This is a genomic window from Ancylobacter sp. TW_SC_1, assembly GCF_056836805.1.
This window is the reverse complement of record NZ_CM166365.1, coordinates 4,403,848-4,421,900: the sequence shown is the minus strand read 5'-3', so window position 1 is coordinate 4,421,900 and position 18,053 is coordinate 4,403,848. Positions and strand designations below refer to the sequence as shown.

The following is an 18,053-nucleotide window of genomic DNA, read 5'->3' as shown; positions in this document are numbered from 1 at the left end:
GAGCGCCGCGCCATGAACCCGCAAGAGTTTCACCCGCACACCTTCCTCTGCGTCGACGCCCATACCTGCGGCAATCCCGTGCGCGTGGTCGCCGGCGGCGCGCCGCTGCTGCCCAATGTCTCGATGGCCGAGAAGCGGCAGATCTTCCTGGCGCAGCACGACTGGGTGCGCAAGGCGCTGATGTTCGAGCCGCGCGGCCATGATGTGATGTCCGGCTCGATCCTCTACCCGCCCTCGCGCGAGGATTGCGAGCTCTGGGCGTGCTGTTCATCGAGGTTTCCGGCTGCCTGCCCATGTGCGGCCACGGCACCATCGGCACCGTCACCGTGGCGCTGGAGCAGGGCTTCGTGGTGCCGAAAGTGGAAGGCCGCCTGGCGCTGGAAGTGCCGGCCGGCAGGGTCGAGGTCGAATACACGCGCAACGGACGCTTCGTCGACCAGGTGCGGCTGTTCAACATTCCGAGCTATCTGCACGCGGAGGGCGTCGCGGTCGAGGTGCCGGGCCTCGGCGAACTCGTCGTCGACGTGTCCTATGGCGGCAATTACTACGCCATCGTCGAGCCGCAGAAGAACTTTGCCGGCCTCGATTCCCTCTCCGCCGCCGATATCCTGCGCCTGAGCCCGCTGGTGCGCGCGGCGGTGCAGAAGGCGGTGGCGCCGGTGCACCCGGAGGACCCGCGCATCAACGGCGTCAGCCATGTGATGTGGGCGGACGGGCCCAAGCATCCCGAGGCTCACGCCCGCAACGCCGTGTTCTACGGCGACAAGGGCATCGACCGCTCGCCCTGCGGCACCGGCACCTCCTCGCGCATGGCGCAGCGCGTCGCCAAGGGGCTGCTCAAGGTGGGCGAGGATTTCGTGCATGAGAGCATCATCGGCACGCTGTTCCACGGCAGGGTGGAAAGCGCCGCCGAGGTCGCCGGCCGCCCCGCCGTCCGCCCGAGCATCGGCGGCTGGGCCCGCGTCTACGGCCACAACACCATCACCGTCGACGAGCGCGACCCGCTCGCCTTCGGCTTCCAGCTGGCGTGAGGCACCCATGATCCTCGAAGAACGCGACTACCATATCGTGCCGGGCCGCATGGGCGATTTTCTGAGCGCCTATGAGACGCTCGGCCTCGACATCCAGAAGCGCTTTCTGGGAACGTTCGTCGGCCATTTCGTCACCGAGATCGGCGAGCTGAACCATGTCGTCGCGCTCTGGCGCTATGACAGCATGGCCGATCGCGAGGCCCGCCGCGCGCAGATGCTCGCCCATGCGCCGTGGCAGGACTATCTCGCCGCGATCAAGGGCATGATCCAGAGCCAGCAGACCCGCATACTGGCGCCGACGCCGCTCTCCCCGATGCGCTGACGCCGCCGCCCGTGCCCGCGCCGACATCCGCCGGCGCGGCGTCGCGGCCGGCGACACACCGGAACCCCGCCCGCTCGCCGCGCCCGCCCATCTCTCATCACCGCTTCAGGAAACGCCATGACCCTTTCCGCCGCAACGTCCCGCTGGACTGGAGTTTTCCCCGCCGTCACCACCAAGCTCAGGGAAGACGAGAGCGTCGACCTCGAAGCCACGCAGGCCAGCCTCGACCGGCTGATCGCCAGCGGCGTGTCGGGCGTCATCGTGCTGCCGATGCTGGGCGAGAACGCCTCGCTCACCGCGGCCGAGCGCGAGAGCGTCATCCTCGCCGCCAAGGAGGTCGTGGCGGGCCGCGTGCCGCTGCTCTCGGGCCTCGCCCATGTCGGCATGACCGAGGCGCTGGCCTCGGCGCGGCATTACGAGAAGCTGGGCGCCGAAGGGCTGATGGCGTTCCCCTCCATCGCCTACAAGAGCGACCCGCGCGAGACGGCGGCGTGGTACCGCACACTCGGCACCGGCTGCGGCCTGCCGATCATGATCTACAACAACCCGATCGCCTATGGCGTGGACGTGACGCCGGCCATCCTCAACGACCTCGCCGACGTGAAGAACATCGTCTGCGTGAAGGAGGAGACCGGCGACATCCGCCGCGTCACCGACCTCTACAATGAATGCGGCGACCGCTTCTCGGTGTTCTGCGGCGTCGACGACCTGCTGCTGGAGAGCGCCGCGCTCGGCGTCACCGGCTGGGTCTCGGGCATGACCAATGCCTGGCCGGCCGAATGCGTGAAGCTGTTCAACCTGTGCAAGGCCGGCAGGTTCGAGGAGGCGCGCGCGCTCTACCGCATCCTCACCCCGGCCTTCCATCTCGATACCGACGTCAAGCTGGTCCAGTACATCAAGCTTGCCGAGAAGGTGGTCTATGGCGCGCCCGAATGGGTGCGCGCGCCGCGCCTGCCGCTGATCGGCGCCGAGCGCGCGCGGGTGCTCGGCGTCCTCGAGGCGACGGTCAAGGCGCTCGCCGCCGTCCCGCATTTGGCCGCGTGAGGAGAGGGCGATGCGCTTCAGCCGTATGATCACCGTGGTCGGCGCCCATGCGGCCGGCGAGCTCAACGAGGTCATCACCGGGGGCGTGCGCGACGTCCCCGGCAAGACCATGTTCGAGAAGATGCAATATGTGCAGGCGCATCGCGACGAGCTGCGCAAGTTCCTGCTGAACGAGCCGCGCGGGCGGGTCTCGCAATGCGTGAACCTCGTCCTGCCGCCGACCACGCCCGAGGCCGATGCCGGCTTCGTCATCATCGAGTCGGACTATTACGTGCCGATGTCCGGCACCAACACCATCTGCACCGTGACCGTGCTGCTGGAAACCGGCATGATCCCGATGCAGGAGCCCGTCACCCATCTGGTGATGGAGGCCCCGGCCGGGCTGGTGAAGGTCTCGGCCGAATGCCGCGACGGCAAATGCGTGAACGTCACTTTCGACAACGTGCCCGGCTTCGTCTTCGCGCTCGACGCCAAGGTGGAGGTGCCCGGCCTCGGCACGATCAGCGTCGACGTCGCCTATGGCGGCATGATCTACGCCATCGTCGACGCGGCGAGCCTGGGCTATTCGCTCGACCTCAGGGAAGCCGGCGAACTGGTCGAGGTCGGCGAGCGCATCAAGAAGGCGGCGGCCGAGCAAATTCCGGCGGTGCATCCGGAGAACCCGGACATCCACACCATCAACCAGACGCTGTTCGCCGGGCCGCTGGAGCGCACCGCCGATGGCCTCACCTCGAAGAACACCGTCATCGTCTCGCCCGGCCGGCACGACCGCTCGCCCTGCGGCACCGGCACCTGCGCGCGCATGGCGGCGCTGCACGCGCGCGGGCTGCTCAAGGTGGGCGAGACCTTCACCCACCGCTCGCTGATCGGCACCGAGTTCATCGGACGGCTGCGCGGCACGACGGAGCTGGCCGGCGTGCCCGCCGTGCTGCCGACCATCACCGGCCCGGCCTGGATCACCGCCTTCCACCAATATGTGCTGGACCCGACCGACCCCTTCCCGGATGGTTACCGGCTGGGCGACACCTGGCCGGGCTATACCGGCGAGCAGCCGATCTGAGGGGACGCGAATGAGCGAGATCGTCGCCGCCGATGGCTGCCGCATCCACTACGAGGTGGTCGGCGACGGCGCCCCCGTGGTGCTGATTCCGGGCCTCGGCGGCGACGGGCGCTTCTGGGAGCCGGTGGCGGCCCGGCTGAAGGAGCGCTTCCGGCTGATCCTCGTCGACCATCGCGGCGCCGGCCGCAGCGACCGGCCGGAGGGGCCCTACGCCATCGGGCGCATTGCGCGCGACGTTACGGAAATACTCGCTGCCGAGGGATGCGAACGGGCGCATCTGGTCGGCCATTCCACCGGCGGCACGGTGGTGCAGACGCTGGCCCTCGACGCGCCGGAGCGGGTGGAGCGGATCGTCGTCTCCGGCAGCTGGCCGGGGCCGGACGCGCGCTTCCGCGCGCTGTTCGAGGCGCGGCTGGCGCTGCTGGAAGCCGGCCGGCCGGAGATCTACCAGGCCTTCACCCATGTGCTCGGCTATGACGCGGAGTGGATCGCCGCGCATGAGGCGGACCTCGCCGCCGCCATCGGCCGGGCGGGCGAGACGCTGGCGCCCTTGCCGGTGACGGCCGCCCGCATCCGCATGCTGCTGGCCTATGACCGCGCCGCCGAGCTCGGCCGCATCACGGCGCCGACGCTGGTGCTGGGCGCGCGCGACGACGAGATGATCCTGTTCGCGCAATCCGAGCGCATCGCCCGCGCCATCCCCGGCGCCGAGCTCGTGGCGTTCGACGGCGGGCATTTCTACCCGCGCACGCGGGCCGAGAGCTTCGCCCGGCATGTCGCCGGCTTCCTGGCGGCCACTGCCTAGTGGATCGGCGCTCTGCGGGTCGACCGGGGGGCGGCGCGCGTGTTGCCAGGCGGCGGCAAATCGACGAAACCAGCCGGGGCAGCGTCGCAGGGGCCGTTGCCGGCGATCCGCCTTGCCCCGATCGCGGGACGCGGTTCCCGCGTGGTTCCGCCCGTGCCGACCCGCGAGGAGGCTATCGCGACATGACCCGTTCACTGACCAATCCGCTCGGCGTGCATGCTCTCGTCTGGGTCGGCGACACGTCGCCCCAGTCGATCGAGTTCGCGGTGCGCCGCACCTCGCAGGCCGGCTACGACCTGCTGGAGCTGTCGCTGCATGGCCTCGACACGTTCGATGTCGCCCATGCCAGGACGACGATCGAGGCGGCGTCGCTTCAGGTGGTGTGCTCGCGCGGCCTCGCCTTCGACGCGGACATCTCGCATGAGGATCCCGCCATCGTCGAACGCGGCGCGACGCTGCTGAAATCCTCCATCGAGAAGACCGCCGGCCTCGGCGGGAAGATCCTGACCGGCGCGCTGTTCAGCGCGCTCGGCAAATATGACCGGCCGGCGAGCGCGCGCGGCCGCGCCAACGCCGTGGCGGTGCTGCGCGATCTCGCCGTGGAGGCCGCCGGCCTCGGCGTGACCCTCGGCCTCGAAGTGGTGAACCGCTACGAGACGCATGTCATCAACACCGCCGCCGAGGCGCTGGTGCTGGCCGACGAGATCGGCGCCGACAATGTGATGATCCACCTCGATACCTATCACATGAATATCGAGGAGGATGATTTCGTCCGCCCGCTCCACCTCGTCGGCGATCGGCTGGGCTATGTCCATATCGGCGAGAACCATCGCGGGCCGCTCGGCTCCGGCCATATCGACTTCACCGGCTTCTTCCACGCCCTGGCCGATATCGGCTATGCGGGCCCGATCACCTTCGAATCCTTCTCCTCGGCGGTCGTGGCGGAACAGCTTTCGGGCGATCTGGCGATCTGGCGCAACCTGTGGGCCGACGGCGAGGCGCTGGCGCGCCAGGCCATCGGCTTCACCCGCGCGCAGCTGGAGGCGGCCCACGCCCGGCCGAGCTCGAAAGGCCGTCCCTGACGCCCGCGGCGATCGGCGCGGTCCGGCGCGACACGGCTTCCGCGCGAGGTCCCGCCGGGCGTCGCGCGCCGGATGCGATCAAACTCCGTCATTGTGGACCCTCATCCCCTGCCCGATAAAGCGGACCAGCGGGAAACGGGGACATCATGGCGACGCTCAAACGCGACCTCGGGCCGATCGAGGCGGTCGGCCTTTCATTGTCGGTCATCGCGCCCACCATGGGCATGGCGCTGAACGTGACGCTGGCGGTCGGCGCCGCCGGCGTGGCGGCGCCGCTGGGCTTCGCGGTCGGCACGGTCATGGTGGCGCTGGTCGGGCTGTCCTTCATCTTCTTCGCCAGCCGCGTCACCAATGCCGGGTCGGGCTATGCCTATATCGGCAAGACCTTCGGCCCGCGCGCCGGCTTCATCGCCGGCTGGTGCATGCTGCTGCTCTACATCGCCGCCGGATCGGGCAGCGCGGCGCTGGTCGGCGACTTCCTGCGCGCCGGGCTGGAGGATCACGGCATCCATATCGGCGGCTACTGGCTGGCGATCGGCGTGGTCGCGCTGCTGTTCGCGACGCTGCTCGCCTACCGCGACATGAGCGTCGCTACCCGGCTGATGCTGGCGCTGGAGCTCTCCTCCATCGCCGTCATCATCTATCTCGGCGTGCGCATCCTGATCGCCGTCAACGCCTCCGAGGGGCTCAGCCTGGCGCCGTTCCGGCCCGATCCCACCGTCGGCTGGTGGGGCATCGGCTACGCCCTGGTCTTCGCCGTGCTGTCCTTCGCCGGGTTCGAGGCGGCGACCACGCTGGCCGAGGAGACCGGGCAGCCCGGCCGGGCGATCCCGATCGCGCTGGTCGGCTCGGTGGTGCTGGCGGGCCTGTTCTTCGTCTTCGCCTCCTACATCCAGGTGATCGGCTTCGGGCTCGGCAACATGAAGGCGCTGGCGGCGAGCGACGCGCCGCTGAATACGCTGGCGCTGAAATTCGGCACGCTGCGCATGGCGACGGCGCTGGACATCGCCGCCTCGGTGTCCGCCGTCTCCTGCGTGCTGGGCACGCTCTCGGCGGGGGCGCGCATGCTGTTCGTGCTCGGCCGCGCCGGCCTGTCACCCATGGCGGCCAGGGTGCATCCCGCGCTACGGCACGCCGTCGGTGGCGGTGTGCATCGTCAGCGTGCTGATGCTGGTGGGGTTGCTGGCCTGGGCGCCGTTCATCGGCCCGGCGGATTACTACGACAATGTCGCGACCATCGGCGTGCTGGCGCTGATCATCGCCTATCTCGGCGTCACGGCCGCCGCCGCCGTCCACGCCGTGCGCTCGGGCAGCCGGCTGTGGCTGGCGCTCGGCGTGCTCGGCACGCTGGCCATGCTGTGGCCGCTCTACAATTCGGTCTATCCGGTGCCGGACTTCCCCGGCAATCTGTGGCCCTATCTCGTGATCGGCTGGATCGTCGTCGGCGCGGCGCTGCTCGCCCTGATCCCGGCGATCGGCCGCGACACGCCCTAGAACCGCTCCGGCCGGGCGCTCCGCCGGGGCAGGCGCGCCGCCTCCCGCGACGGGGGCGGCGCGCAGCGGCGTCAGAACCCGAGATCGCTCAGGCCGGGATGGTCGTCGGGGCGGCGGCCGAGCGGCCAGTGGAACCGGCGCTCGGATTCCGCGATCGGGTGCTCGTTGATGGAGGCGAGGCGCCGGCGCATCAGCCCGTCCGCGTCGAACTCCCAGTTCTCGTTGCCATAGGCCCGGAACCAGTTGCCGCTGTCGTCGTGATACTCATAGGCGAAGCGCACCGCGATGCGGTTGTCGGTGTAGGCCCACAATTCCTTGATCAGGCGGTAGTCCAGCTCGCGCGCCCATTTGCGGGTGAGGAAGGCGACGATCGCCTCGCGGCCGTTGACGAACTCGGCGCGGTTGCGCCAGGCGCTGTCGAGCGTATAGGCGAGCGCCACCTTGGCCGGGTCGCGGCCGTTCCAGCCGTCTTCGGCGAGACGGACCTTCTCGATGGCGCTTTCCCGTGTGAAGGGAGGCAGAGGAGGGCGGGACATAGGGGGCTCCTTGGGGCTTGGGCAGGGGCATGGCGCCGGGCGGATCCCGGCTGCCTCATTCGCCGGCCTTGCCGAGCGCGCGCGCGGCCTGCTCGATGACGGCGGCGACGTCGGCGGGATGGGATTCGTAGACCGAGTGGCTGGCGCCCTCAATGACGGTGATGGGGGCGCCGGCGCGCTCGTAATAGAAGCGCTCGAGGTTCGGATTGATGATCTGGTCGCTGCCGGCGACGATGCCCCAGCTCGGCTTGCTCTGCCAGGCGGCGGCGGTGAGCGGCGTGCTGAACACGCTGGCGGCGGCCAGAACCTGCGAGCGGGCCTCGAACTGCGCCTGTGCGCGCGGCAGGTCCGGCGCGAACAGCTTCGGGAACAGAGCGGGGTTCAGATAGGTGAAGCCGGCCGGCGTCTTCTCGACGGCGCCGTCGGTCTTCGCCAGCACGCTCGGCATGGTCCTGCCGAGTTCGGCCTCGTCCTCGCCGACATCGGGAGCGTGGGCGGCGACATAGACGAGGCCGGCGACCTTCGGGTGCACGCCCGCCTCGGAGATGATCGAGCCGCCATAGGAATGGCCGACCAGCAGGGTCGGGCCGTCCTGCATGTCGAGCACGCGCCTGGTGGCGGCGACGTCGTCCGCGAACGAGGTCTCGGGCTCCTGCACCATGGTGACGTGGAAGCCCTTGCGGATCAGGATGTCGTAGACGCCCTTCCAGCCGGAGGCGTCGACCCAGGCACCGTGCACCAGCACGATGTTGTGGAGAGGCGCAGGCTGCGCCGCCGTCGGCAGGCTCGACAGCGGCAGTGCGAGACTGAGGGCGCACGCAAAGGCCAGCGCGACGCGGGCGTGACGGGACGACATCGGCTTCACTCCGTGGGTTGGTACGCTGAATGACGGCGGGGCGGTGATCCGGACGCTAGACCCGGGCGCCGCGCGGCTCTTTCCGGAAGGACGGCACATTCCCGTTTGCAACGGCGGCACTGGCCTTGCACGGCGTGGCTGCGCTACAGCACGCGATGCCGCGTTTGCCAGGAAGGTGATTGATCCCCGTGCCCGATCTCGACCTCATCGTCCGTGAAATCGCCGAAGAGATGCGCGCCCGCCCGGACCGCGGCGAGGTGGCGAGCTATATCCCCGAGCTGGCGCGGGCCGCCGCCGCCGCCTTCGGCATCGCCGTGGTCTCCGGCGACGGCCAGGTGGCGGTCGGCGGCGACGCGGACGTGCCGTTCTCCATCCAGAGCATCTCCAAGGTGTTCACGCTCACCCAGGCGCTCGGCAAGGTCGGCGACCGGCTGTGGCGGCGGGTGGGGCGCGAGCCCTCCGGCAGCGCGTTCAACTCGATCGTTCAGCTGGAGGCCGAGCAGGGGATTCCGCGCAACCCCTTCATCAATGCCGGCGCCATCGCCGTGACCGACGTCATTCTCTCCGGCCACCAGCCGCGCGAGGCGCTGGGCGAGATCCTGCGCTTCATGCGCTTTCTCGCCGAGGACAGCTCGATCAGCATCGACGACGCGGTGGCCGCCTCCGAGCAGCGCACCGGTTTCCGCAACCGGGCGCTGGCCAACTACATGAAATCGTTCGGGGTGCTGGACAACCCGGTGGATTACACGCTCGGGGTCTATTTCCACCACTGCGCCGTCGCCATGAGCTGCCGTCAGCTTGCCATGGCCGGGCGCTTCCTGGCCCATAACGGGCGCAATCCCTCGACCGGCTTCTCGGTGGTGTCGCCGGAGCGGGCGCGGCGCATCAACGCCATCATGCTGACCTGCGGCCATTATGACGGCTCGGGCGAGTTCGCCTATCGCGTCGGCCTGCCGGGCAAGAGCGGGGTGGGGGGAGGCATTCTGGCCGTCGCGCCGGGCAAGGCCTCGATCGCGGTGTGGTCACCGGGGCTGGACGCCAGCGGCAATTCGCATCTCGGCCGCCTCGCGCTGGAGGCGCTGACCCAGCGGCTCGGCTGGTCGATCTTCGGCTAACGCCGGATGTGACAAGAGGGCCGGACGGTGGGTCGCGGCCCTCTTGCGGGGATAAACCGAAGGCGCTGTGCGCAAGGCATCGTCAGTGTCCGGGAAAGGGCCAATGGACGATGTCAGTTCTTGCGCTCGCTGTCTTCCTTGATCGCCTCTTCATGGTACCAGCTGCCGAAATTGACGGCGGGGGCCACCTTGAGGGTCTCGGGAGACAGGAGACTGGCGCGACGGGCAGCGAGACCGGCGCGGCCGCCTGCGGGGAACTGGACGATCTGGGCGCTCTCGCGCCCGACATGGGTACTCATTGCACGTTTCTCCTTTCGGCTGCGCGTTCCCGCGTCAGCGTGTTGAAGCTGTATAACACCTTTTGCATGGCGTTTGCGCAAGATGCACATTTTGCGATCACAATGAGAATAGAAATTGTGCATCGCCGAACCGCTTTGCAAGGCCCTGCGGGTTAACGGGAGTTCGGCCCGTTTGGTTGCGTTCCGCTGTGCGGCGCAGCGGCGGCGCCGGCGCCGGGACGTCGCGCCAAGCCGCGTGGAATGAAGGCGAATCATCCGCCAGCGCCGTCTTCCGGCCCGCGTGTCGCCCGTCGTCGCCGCCCCGCGGCAGACCGGGTCCGGGCGCCGCGCCCGCGCGCCGTCTCGCCATTTGGCACGCCAAATGCTTGTACGAACGCCAGCCGTTGGCGGTCGGCCCTTCCTCGCGCGGCCGGCAAAGCGACCTGGGGTGCAGCACCCGGTCATTAGCTATGAGAGAGACGCAATGACGAAGTATAAACTCGAGTACATTTGGCTCGACGGTTACACGCCGACCCCGAACCTGCGCGGCAAGACGCAGATCAAGGAATTCGACCACTTCCCCTCTCTCGAGGAACTGCCCCTGTGGGGCTTCGACGGCTCGTCCACCATGCAGGCTGAGGGCCGCAGCTCCGACTGCGTTCTCAAGCCGGTCGCGATCTATCCCGACCCGGCCCGCAAGAACGGCGCGCTGGTGATGTGCGAAGTCATGATGCCGGATGGCGTCACGCCGCACGCCACCAACGCCCGCGCCACCATTCTCGACGATGAAGGCGCCTGGTTCGGCTTCGAACAGGAATACTTCTTCTACAAGGACGGTCGTCCGCTCGGCTTCCCCGAGCATGGCTATCCCGCGCCGCAGGGCCCGTACTACACCGGCGTCGGCTTCAAGAATGTCGGCGACGTCGCCCGCGAGATCGTCGAGGAACACCTCGAGCTCTGCCTCGAGGCCGGCATCAACCACGAAGGCATCAACGCGGAAGTCGCGAAGGGCCAGTGGGAATTCCAGATCTTCGGCAAGGGCTCCAAGCGGGCCGCCGACGAGGTGTGGATGGCGCGCTACCTGCTGCTCCGCCTGACCGAGAAGTACGGCGTGGACATCGAGTTCCACTGCAAGCCGCTCGGCGACACCGACTGGAACGGCTCGGGCATGCACTGCAACTTCTCGACCAAGTACATGCGCGAAGTCGGCGGCAAGGACTATTTCGAGGCGCTGATGGCGGCGTTCGAGAAGAACATCGACGACCACATCGCCGTGTACGGCCCGGACAACCACATGCGCCTGACCGGCAAGCACGAGACGGCGCCGTGGAACAAGTTCTCCTACGGCGTGGCCGACCGTGGCGCGTCGATCCGCGTGCCGCACTCGTTCGTCAAGAACGACTACAAGGGCTATCTCGAGGATCGCCGCCCGAACTCCCAGGGCGACCCCTATGCCATCGCTTCCCAGGTCCTGAAGACCGTTTCGGAAGTCCCGACCAAGGCCGTCGCGGCCGCGTGAGGAAGAGCGCGGCGGGGTTTCGCCCCGCCGCCACAGTGCCTCCTGAGACGGGCCGCCCGTCTCCCTCAAGCCAGCCCCGCTACCGGGGCTGGCTTTTGTTTTTGGCGGGGGAGGGGGCGGTTCCGTCCAGCCGTCATCGGGCTCCATTCGCCGTCATCCCGGACGGCCGCAGGCCGATCCGGGATCGCATGCCGATCGGGGCGCGATCCCGGCTCTCCGCTGCGCTTCGGCCGGGATGACGATGTAGCTCAGGGTCTACAGATACGGCGACGCCAGCCAGATGGCGCGGTTGCGCAGCCGCTGCAGGAAGGGCCGCTCGGCGAGGCTCGCCAGCGTCTCCGGGCGGCCGGCGGCCACCATCGCCCCGATGCGGGCCTCGATGGTCCCGGCGACGGCGGGATCGTAGAGTTCGAGGTCGAGCTCGAAATTGAGCCGCAGGCTGCGCGGGTCGAGGTTCGACGAGCCGGCATAGGCCCAGCAGCCATCCACCGCCATCAGCTTGGAATGGTCGAACATGCCGGAGGCGCGCCACACGCTGCAGTCGCCGGCGAGCACCTGGTCGAGCTGGGCCGTCATGGCGTAGTCGACCAGCTTGAGATTGTTGGCCGAGGGGATGACGACATCGACCTCGACGCCCCGCCGTCCGGCGACGGCGAGCGCGCCGATGAGCTGCTGGTCGGGCAGGAAATAGGGCGAGCAGAGGCGTACCCGGCTCTGCGCCATGGCGAGCGCGCCCATGATCATGGAGTGGGCGCAGGCGAGGTTGCGGTCGGGGCCGGAAGGCACCACGCGCACCGCCACGGGACCGCGCGGCGTGCCGTGGTCGCCTTCCGCCCAGGCCGGGCCGTCGAGATGCTCGTCGGTGGAGAACGACCAGTCCTGCGCGAACACGGTGAGCAACTGCTCCACCGCCGGTCCCTCGATGCGGAAATGGGTGTCGCGGGCGGGGTCGTCGCCGGCATGGGCACTGGTGAACTGGGCGCGGATGTTCATGCCGCCGGTAAAGCCCAGCGTGCCGTCGATGATGAGCATCTTCCGGTGGCTGCGCAGATTGGCGTAGGGCAGGCGCAGGCCGATGAGATTGCCCATGAACAGGTCGGTGACGACGCCGCCGGCCTGCAGCCGCCCGACGATGGACGGGCGCGAATAGCGCGCGCCGATGGCGTCGATGAGCACGCGCACGGCGACGCCGCGCTGGTGCGCCGCGATCAGCGCGTCGGCGAACTCCACGCCCACCGGGTCGTTGTCGAAGATGTAGGTGGACAGCGCGACATGCCGCTTGGCGCCGCGAATGGCCGCGAGCATGGCGGGATAGGCCTCGTCGCCGCTGTCGAGCAACTGCACCGCATTGCCGCTGGTGAGCGGGAAGGCGGCGACACGATCGCCCAGCCGCTTCATCGCCGACAGGCTGGGGGAGAGGGCGATGGCGATGGGGGGGCGTTCGTGGCGGCGATGGCGGTCCTGGCTGGCGCGGCGCCGGCCGGCGGCGCTCTGGCGGATGCGGTTGATGCCGGCCACGAGGTAGAGGAAGGCGCCGATCAGCGGCGAGAGCAGGATGACGCCGACCCAGCCGATGGCGGCGCGCACGTCGTCCTTGGTCATCGCGGCATGGATGGCCGCGACGACGCCGACCGCGGCACTCGTGACGAGCACGATGTGCGGCCAGTAATGCGACCAGAAGCTTTCCATGGCGGCCGTCCCTTGAGCGGACCCAAGGCTGGCTCTCTAGCCGGATTCCCGCGCGAGGTCATCAGCGGCGTTGCCGGCAGGCCGCACGGCAGGCGCGCGGGCGGCGCGGAACGGACCGGCGGCCACCCCGGAAAGGCTCCGGGGTGGCCGTATCGGCCCGCCTCGCGTCCGTCAGCTCGCCGCCTTGAGCGCCGGCTCGTCGGCGGCGGAGGCCGGCTCCAGCGCGTTGGCGATGGCGTCGTCGACCCGCTCCAGCCAGACGAATTCCAGCCGGTCGCGCGCGTCCTGAGGAATGTCCTCATAGTCGCGCCGGTTGCGCGCCGGCAGCATGACGCGGGTGAGCCCCGCCCGTGCCGCCGCCACCACCTTCTCCTTGATGCCGCCGACCGGCAGCACCAGGCCGCGCAAGGAGATCTCGCCGGTCATCGCCGTGTCCTTGCGCACCGTGCGGCCGGTGAGCAGCGAGACCAGGGCGGTGAACATCGCCACCCCGGCGCTCGGCCCGTCCTTCGGCGTGGCGCCGGCCGGCACGTGCACATGCACGTCGCTGGTGGCGAACAGGCCGGGGTCGATGCCGAGCTCGACGGCGCGGCTCTTGACCAGGCTCCAGGCCGCCTGCGCGCTCTCCTTCATCACGTCGCCGAGCTGTCCGGTGAGGATCAGCCCGCCGCGCCCGGGGATGCGGGTCGCCTCGATGAAGAGGATGTCGCCGCCGACCGACGTCCAGGCGAGGCCGGTGGCGACGCCCGGCACGCTGACGCGCAGGGCGACCTCGTCCTCGAAGATCGGCGGCCCGAGCAGCTCGGGCAGCGTGCCGACGCCGATGCGCGCATGGCTCGCGCTGCCCTCGGCGATGTCGACCGCGACGTGGCGGACGGCGCGGCCGATCTCGCGCTCCAGATTGCGCACGCCGGCCTCGCGGGTATAGGCGCGGATGATGGCGCTGAGCGCCTCGTCCTCGACCTCGACCTGCGCGGGCGTGACGCCGTTCGCCTCCAACTGGCGGCGGACCAGATAGCGCTTGGCGATCTGCAGCTTCTCGCTGTCGGTGTAGCCGGACAGGGTGATGATCTCCATGCGGTCGCGCAGCGGGCCGGGGATGGTGTCGAGCATGTTGGCGGTGGCGATGAACACCACGCGCGACAGGTCGAACGGCACGCCGAGATAGTTGTCCCGGAAAGTGCCGTTCTGCTCGGGGTCGAGCACCTCCAGCATCGCCGCCGACGGGTCGCCCTGGATGCCGGAACCCATCTTGTCGATCTCGTCCAGCATCATCACGCAGTCGCGGGTGCCCGCCTTGCGGATGCCCTGGACGATGTTGCCCGGCAGCGCGCCGACATAGGTGCGCCGGTGGCCGCGGATCTCCGCCTCGTCATGCACGCCGCCGAGCGACACGCGCACGAACTTGCGGCCCATGGCGCGGGCGATGGACTGGCCGAGCGAGGTCTTGCCGACGCCCGGAGGCCCGGCGAAGCACAGGATCGGCGCCTTGCCGTTCGGCGCCAGCTTGCGCACGGCGAGATATTCGACGATGCGGCGCTTGATCTTGTCGAGGCCGAAATGGTCCTCGTCGAGCACGCGGCGTGCCTCGGCGATGTCGATCGGCGCCGTCTCCGGCAGCTTCCACGGCAGCGCGATCAGCCAGTCGAGATAGGTGCGGACCATGCCGTATTCGGCGCTGGCGTCCTGCATGCGGCGCAGCCGGCCCAGCTCCTTGCGGGCCATCTGCTCCACATCTTCCGGCATGCCGGCATCCTCGATCGCCTTTTCCAGCTCGGCGATCTCCTGGCTGTTGCCATTGTCCTCGCCGAGCTGCTTCTGGATCGCCGCCATCTGCTCGCGCAGCAGCACCTCGCGCTGGCGCTCGTCCAGCGACGCCTTGGTCTGGCGGCCGATCTCCTGCGACAGCCGCAGCACCTCGATGCGATGCGCCAGCAGCCGCGAGATCTTGTTGATCCGCGCGACGATGTCGACGGTCTCGAGCAGTTCCTGCTTCTCGTCCGGCGTGATGTCGGCATAGGCGGCGATCAGGTCGGCGAGGCCGGCGGGCGAATTGGCGCCGCGCACGGCAGCGACCAGCTCGGCCGGCGCCTGCGGCAGCAGTTCCATCACCTCGCTGGCCTGCCCCTGCAGGTGGACGAAGCGCGCCTCGATCTCCGAGCTGAGTTCCTCGCTCTCCTCGATCCGCCGCACGCGGGCGGTGAGGAAGGGCTTCTCGCGCACGAACTCCTCGACATGGAAGCGCTGCTCGCCCTGGCAGACCAGGTGATGCGTGCCGTCCGGCGCGGTGACGTAGCGCAGGATGTTGGCGATCACCCCCATGCGGTGCAGGTCGGTGGGGGCGGGCTCCTCGACGCTCGGGTCGCGCTGCATGAGGATGCCGACCGGGCGCCCCTCGCGCGCCGCCTGCTGGGCGGCGGCGATGGAGGCCGGGCGCGCCACCGCGACCGGCATGACGACGCCGGGGAACAGGACGAAGTTGCGCACCGGCAGGATGATCATCTGATCGTCCGGCACGTTGCCATTGCCGCCATTGGTGGCGCCGGCGCTGCCGCCGGCATCGGCCATGCGGAGCGGGGAATATCTGTCGAAATCGGGGTGTGTCATGTCGTGGGTCCCCCTTCCTCAAACCTTGCGCAGCACAATGGCGAGACAGCCATTGACGACGCGCGGATGCGTGACCTCGTAGCGGCCGGGCGGCAGAGCGAGCTGGCGCTCGAAGCGGCCCTGCGGCAGCTCCATGCGGTGGATGGTGGCGCGGCGCAGCTCCGGCGGCAGCACGCGCTCGCCGGCGATGGTGAGCACGCCGTTATGGATCGCCACGTTCATGCGATCCGGATCGACGCCGGGCAGGGCGGCGAGCACCAGCAATTCGCGCTCGGTCTCCAGCATGTCGACCGGCGGCTCCCAGCACGGGGCGCGATGGCGCGCCGCCGGCTCCTGGCGCTGCGCCGGCTGGAACATCTGCCGGTGCATGCGCTCGGCGCGGTTGAGCATGTCGACGGCGTCCGACCACATCCACAGGCGGGGATCAGTCTTCTTCATGAGCATCTCCTGGGCAGGCCCGTTTTCCCCTGGGGGTGGAGGCCCACGGAGGCTCATATGGTGTGGCTTTGCCGCAACGCCAGTGAGTGCCGGCCCGGTCCGGCGGCGGGGCGGGCGGCCCGGCAATGCGCCGTGCGGAATGGCGGGTTCCGGCGATGGAGCGAGGCGGCAGCTTCAGGCGGCTTGTGGTGGCCCGGCCTGCGGCAGGTCGGCGTGCGGAAGCGCGGCCGCGGTGCGCGCCATCAGCAGGTCGAGGAAGGCGCGCGGGGCGCGGTCGAGCGCGCTGGCGCCGTTGCGCCCGTCCGCGCGATGGGCGACGACCAGCTCCCAGCACAGTTCCGGCCCGGCGATCTCGACCACGGCGAAGGCATCGCGCCGGCCCGCCTCGCGCCGCGCCCGGGCGACCTCCTCGGGCACCAGCGCGACGCCGAGACCGCGCTCGACCAGCGCCAGCATGCTGTCGAGATCGCTGACCTCGAAGGCGGTGCGGCGTTCGAGGCCGGCCTCGGCAAAGCCCTGGTCCACCAGCCGCCGCGTGCCCCAGCCGGACTGGAAATCGACGAAGGGCTCGCGGGCGAGCTCGGCCAGCCGCACCGCCTTGCGGCCGGCGAGCCGGTGCCGGGCCGGGCAGACCAGCACCAGCGCATCGCAGGCGATCTTGGCGGTGGCGATCTCCGGCGACAGGTCGCCGAGCGGCAGGATGGCGAGATCGAGCGCGCCGTTGCGCAGCTTCTCCGCCAGTTGATGCCAGCAGCCCTGGCTGAGGCGCACCTCGATGCCGGGAAAGCGCCCGTGGAACTCGGCCAGCAGCGCCGGCAGGTCGACGAAGGCCGGCAGGCTCTGCACGGCGCCGAGGTCGAGCGTGCCGCGCTCCAGCCCGTTGACCGCCGCCACCGCCTCGCGCGCCTCGCGCGCCGCCTCCAGCACCCGCCGCGCCTTGTCGAGGAAGACGTCGCCGGCGGCGGTGAGCCGCACCTGCCGCGTGGTGCGCACGAAGAGCGGGGCGCCCAGCTCCTCCTCCAGCGCCCGGATCGAGGAGGACAGCGCCGACTGGGCGATGTTGGCGCGCTGCGCGGCGCGGGTGAAATGCTTCTCCTCCGCGACGGCGATGAAATGCTGGAGATGCCGGAGTTCCATGGCGGGCCCGTTATTCATCTGGAATGACGCTTAATGCCATCTCGACATTCAATTTGAAAGATTAATCCCGTCGCCGCATGGTAGCTGCGGCTCCACGGCGCGATCCTCTCGCCCGCGCCTGTCCGCCGGCCATGCCCGGCGCAGAACGGAGGGACATCATGAAGATCGGATTCATCGGGCTGGGCAATATGGGCGCCGGCATGGCGCTCAACCTCCTCAAGGCCGGCCACGAGGTGACGGTCTATAACCGCTCGCCGGCCAAGGCGGCGCCGCTGGTGGCGGCGGGCGCCGTCGCCGCCGGCGCCGTGCCCGAGGCGTGCCACGGCCGCGAGGCGGTGATGACCATGCTGGCGGACGATACGGCGCTCACTGCCGTGGTCGAGGGCGAGGGCGGCGTGCTCGCCCATCTCCCGCCGGGCGCGCTGCACGTCTCCTGCAGCACCATCAGCGTCGCGCTGGCATCGAGGCTGACCGACGCCCATGCCGAGCGCGGCCAGTCCTATGTCGCCGCGCCGGTGTTCGGCCGGCCGGAAGCGGCGGCGGCCGGCGCTCTCTTCGTCGCGGCGGCGGGTGCGGGCGCGGCGCTGGCGCGGGCGCAGCCGCTGTTCGACGCCATCGGCAAGCAGACCTTCGTGCTGTCCGACATCCCCTCGCGTGCCAACCTCGTCAAGCTGAGCGGCAATTTCCTCATCGCCTGCGTGATCGAGTCGCTCGGCGAGGCGATGGCGCTGGTCGGCAAGGGCGGCATCGACAAAACGCAGTATCTCGACTTCCTCACCGCGACGCTGTTCGGCGCGCCGGTCTACCGCACCTATGGCACCCTGATCGCCGATCCGAGCCCGCGGCCGGTCGGCTTCGCCGCGCCGCTCGGGCTCAAGGACATCCGCCTGACGCTGGCCGCCGCCGAGGAGCTGCGGGTGCCGCTGCCGGTCGCCAGCCTGCTGCGCGACCGCTTCCTCTCGCTCCTCGCCAATGGCGGCGAGGGGCTGGACTGGTCGGCCATCGGCCATCTCGCCGCCCGCGACGCGGGCGAGGCCTGA

16 protein-coding genes and 2 pseudogenes are annotated in these 18,053 nt (G+C 69.7%); 11 read left to right on the top strand and 7 right to left on the bottom strand.

Going from position 1 to position 18,053, the window contains the following annotated elements; translation table 11 throughout:
* The first annotated feature begins 12 nt into the window (after positions 1 to 12).
* The 8 genes and pseudogenes from AC1PZ7_RS20995 to AC1PZ7_RS20960 all read left to right on the top strand — a co-directional run bounded on the left by AC1PZ7_RS20995 (position 13) and on the right by AC1PZ7_RS20960 (position 6,838).
* A pseudogene (locus AC1PZ7_RS20995) lies at positions 13 to 1,031 on the top strand (4-hydroxyproline epimerase).
* Between the two features lie 7 nt (positions 1,032 to 1,038).
* A complete protein-coding gene (locus AC1PZ7_RS20990) occupies positions 1,039 to 1,353 on the top strand; it encodes an NIPSNAP family protein (RefSeq protein WP_482357127.1) in 315 nt (104 codons plus the stop codon).
* Between the two features lie 117 nt (positions 1,354 to 1,470).
* Positions 1,471 to 2,397, top strand: coding sequence for a dihydrodipicolinate synthase family protein (locus AC1PZ7_RS20985; RefSeq protein ID WP_482357126.1), 927 nt, complete (start codon positions 1,471 to 1,473; stop codon positions 2,395 to 2,397).
* Positions 2,398 to 2,407: 10 nt separating this feature from the next.
* Positions 2,408 to 3,457, top strand: coding sequence for a proline racemase family protein (locus AC1PZ7_RS20980; RefSeq protein ID WP_482357125.1), 1,050 nt, complete (start codon positions 2,408 to 2,410; stop codon positions 3,455 to 3,457).
* A 10-nt stretch (positions 3,458 to 3,467) separates the two neighbouring features.
* Positions 3,468 to 4,262, top strand: coding sequence for an alpha/beta fold hydrolase (locus AC1PZ7_RS20975; RefSeq protein ID WP_482357124.1), 795 nt, complete (start codon positions 3,468 to 3,470; stop codon positions 4,260 to 4,262).
* Between the two features lie 182 nt (positions 4,263 to 4,444).
* The gene (locus AC1PZ7_RS20970) at positions 4,445 to 5,344 is read left to right on the top strand and encodes a sugar phosphate isomerase/epimerase family protein (protein ID WP_482357123.1); all 900 of its coding nucleotides are present in this window, start codon (positions 4,445 to 4,447) and stop codon (positions 5,342 to 5,344) included.
* A 146-nt stretch (positions 5,345 to 5,490) separates the two neighbouring features.
* Positions 5,491 to 6,399, top strand: a pseudogene (locus AC1PZ7_RS20965) (APC family permease); the annotation flags it as partial.
* A gap of 85 nt (positions 6,400 to 6,484) precedes the next feature.
* Complete coding sequence (locus tag AC1PZ7_RS20960) at positions 6,485 to 6,838, top strand: hypothetical protein (RefSeq protein ID WP_482357122.1); 354 nt, start codon at positions 6,485 to 6,487, stop codon at positions 6,836 to 6,838.
* 71 nt (positions 6,839 to 6,909) lie between these two features.
* Here the strand turns inward: AC1PZ7_RS20960 and AC1PZ7_RS20955 are convergent, their stop codons facing one another.
* Positions 6,910 to 7,374 (bottom strand): nuclear transport factor 2 family protein, encoded by a 465-nt coding sequence (locus tag AC1PZ7_RS20955; protein ID WP_482357121.1) that lies wholly within the window; start codon positions 7,372 to 7,374, stop codon positions 6,910 to 6,912.
* 55 nt (positions 7,375 to 7,429) lie between these two features.
* Positions 7,430 to 8,230, bottom strand: coding sequence for an alpha/beta hydrolase (locus tag AC1PZ7_RS20950; protein WP_482357120.1), 801 nt, complete (start codon positions 8,228 to 8,230; stop codon positions 7,430 to 7,432).
* 188 nt (positions 8,231 to 8,418) lie between these two features.
* Between AC1PZ7_RS20950 and AC1PZ7_RS20945 the strand changes: the two genes are divergently transcribed.
* A complete protein-coding gene (locus AC1PZ7_RS20945) occupies positions 8,419 to 9,345 on the top strand; it encodes a glutaminase (RefSeq protein ID WP_482359690.1) in 927 nt (308 codons plus the stop codon).
* Positions 9,346 to 9,458: 113 nt separating this feature from the next.
* Here AC1PZ7_RS20945 and AC1PZ7_RS20940 read toward each other — a convergent pair whose 3' ends face one another.
* Positions 9,459 to 9,644: a DUF2735 domain-containing protein gene (locus AC1PZ7_RS20940; protein ID WP_482357119.1), complete on the bottom strand. Its 186-nt coding sequence runs from the start codon at positions 9,642 to 9,644 to the stop codon at positions 9,459 to 9,461.
* Between the two features lie 463 nt (positions 9,645 to 10,107).
* Here AC1PZ7_RS20940 and AC1PZ7_RS20935 point away from each other — a divergent pair, with 463 nt between their 5' ends.
* The gene (locus AC1PZ7_RS20935) at positions 10,108 to 11,142 is read left to right on the top strand and encodes a glutamine synthetase beta-grasp domain-containing protein (protein ID WP_482357118.1); all 1,035 of its coding nucleotides are present in this window, start codon (positions 10,108 to 10,110) and stop codon (positions 11,140 to 11,142) included.
* A 255-nt stretch (positions 11,143 to 11,397) separates the two neighbouring features.
* On the opposite strand, the gene AC1PZ7_RS20930 is transcribed toward AC1PZ7_RS20935, so the two are convergent.
* The 4 genes from AC1PZ7_RS20930 to AC1PZ7_RS20915 form a co-directional block, all read right to left on the bottom strand.
* Positions 11,398 to 12,831 (bottom strand): phospholipase D-like domain-containing protein, encoded by a 1,434-nt coding sequence (locus AC1PZ7_RS20930; protein ID WP_482357117.1) that lies wholly within the window; start codon positions 12,829 to 12,831, stop codon positions 11,398 to 11,400.
* Between the two features lie 171 nt (positions 12,832 to 13,002).
* On the bottom strand, positions 13,003 to 15,438 hold the full coding sequence (gene lon / locus AC1PZ7_RS20925) for an endopeptidase La (protein WP_482357116.1): 2,436 nt from the start codon (positions 15,436 to 15,438) through the stop codon (positions 13,003 to 13,005).
* An 18-nt stretch (positions 15,439 to 15,456) separates the two neighbouring features.
* Positions 15,457 to 15,876, bottom strand: a complete 420-nt coding sequence (locus AC1PZ7_RS20920) for an Hsp20/alpha crystallin family protein (RefSeq protein WP_482357115.1) — start codon at positions 15,874 to 15,876, stop codon at positions 15,457 to 15,459.
* 174 nt (positions 15,877 to 16,050) lie between these two features.
* Entirely contained in the window at positions 16,051 to 17,013 is a 963-nt protein-coding gene (locus AC1PZ7_RS20915) for a LysR family transcriptional regulator (RefSeq protein ID WP_482357114.1), read from the bottom strand.
* A gap of 158 nt (positions 17,014 to 17,171) precedes the next feature.
* Here AC1PZ7_RS20915 and AC1PZ7_RS20910 point away from each other — a divergent pair, with 158 nt between their 5' ends.
* On the top strand, positions 17,172 to 18,053 hold the full coding sequence (locus AC1PZ7_RS20910) for an NAD(P)-dependent oxidoreductase (protein WP_482357113.1): 882 nt from the start codon (positions 17,172 to 17,174) through the stop codon (positions 18,051 to 18,053).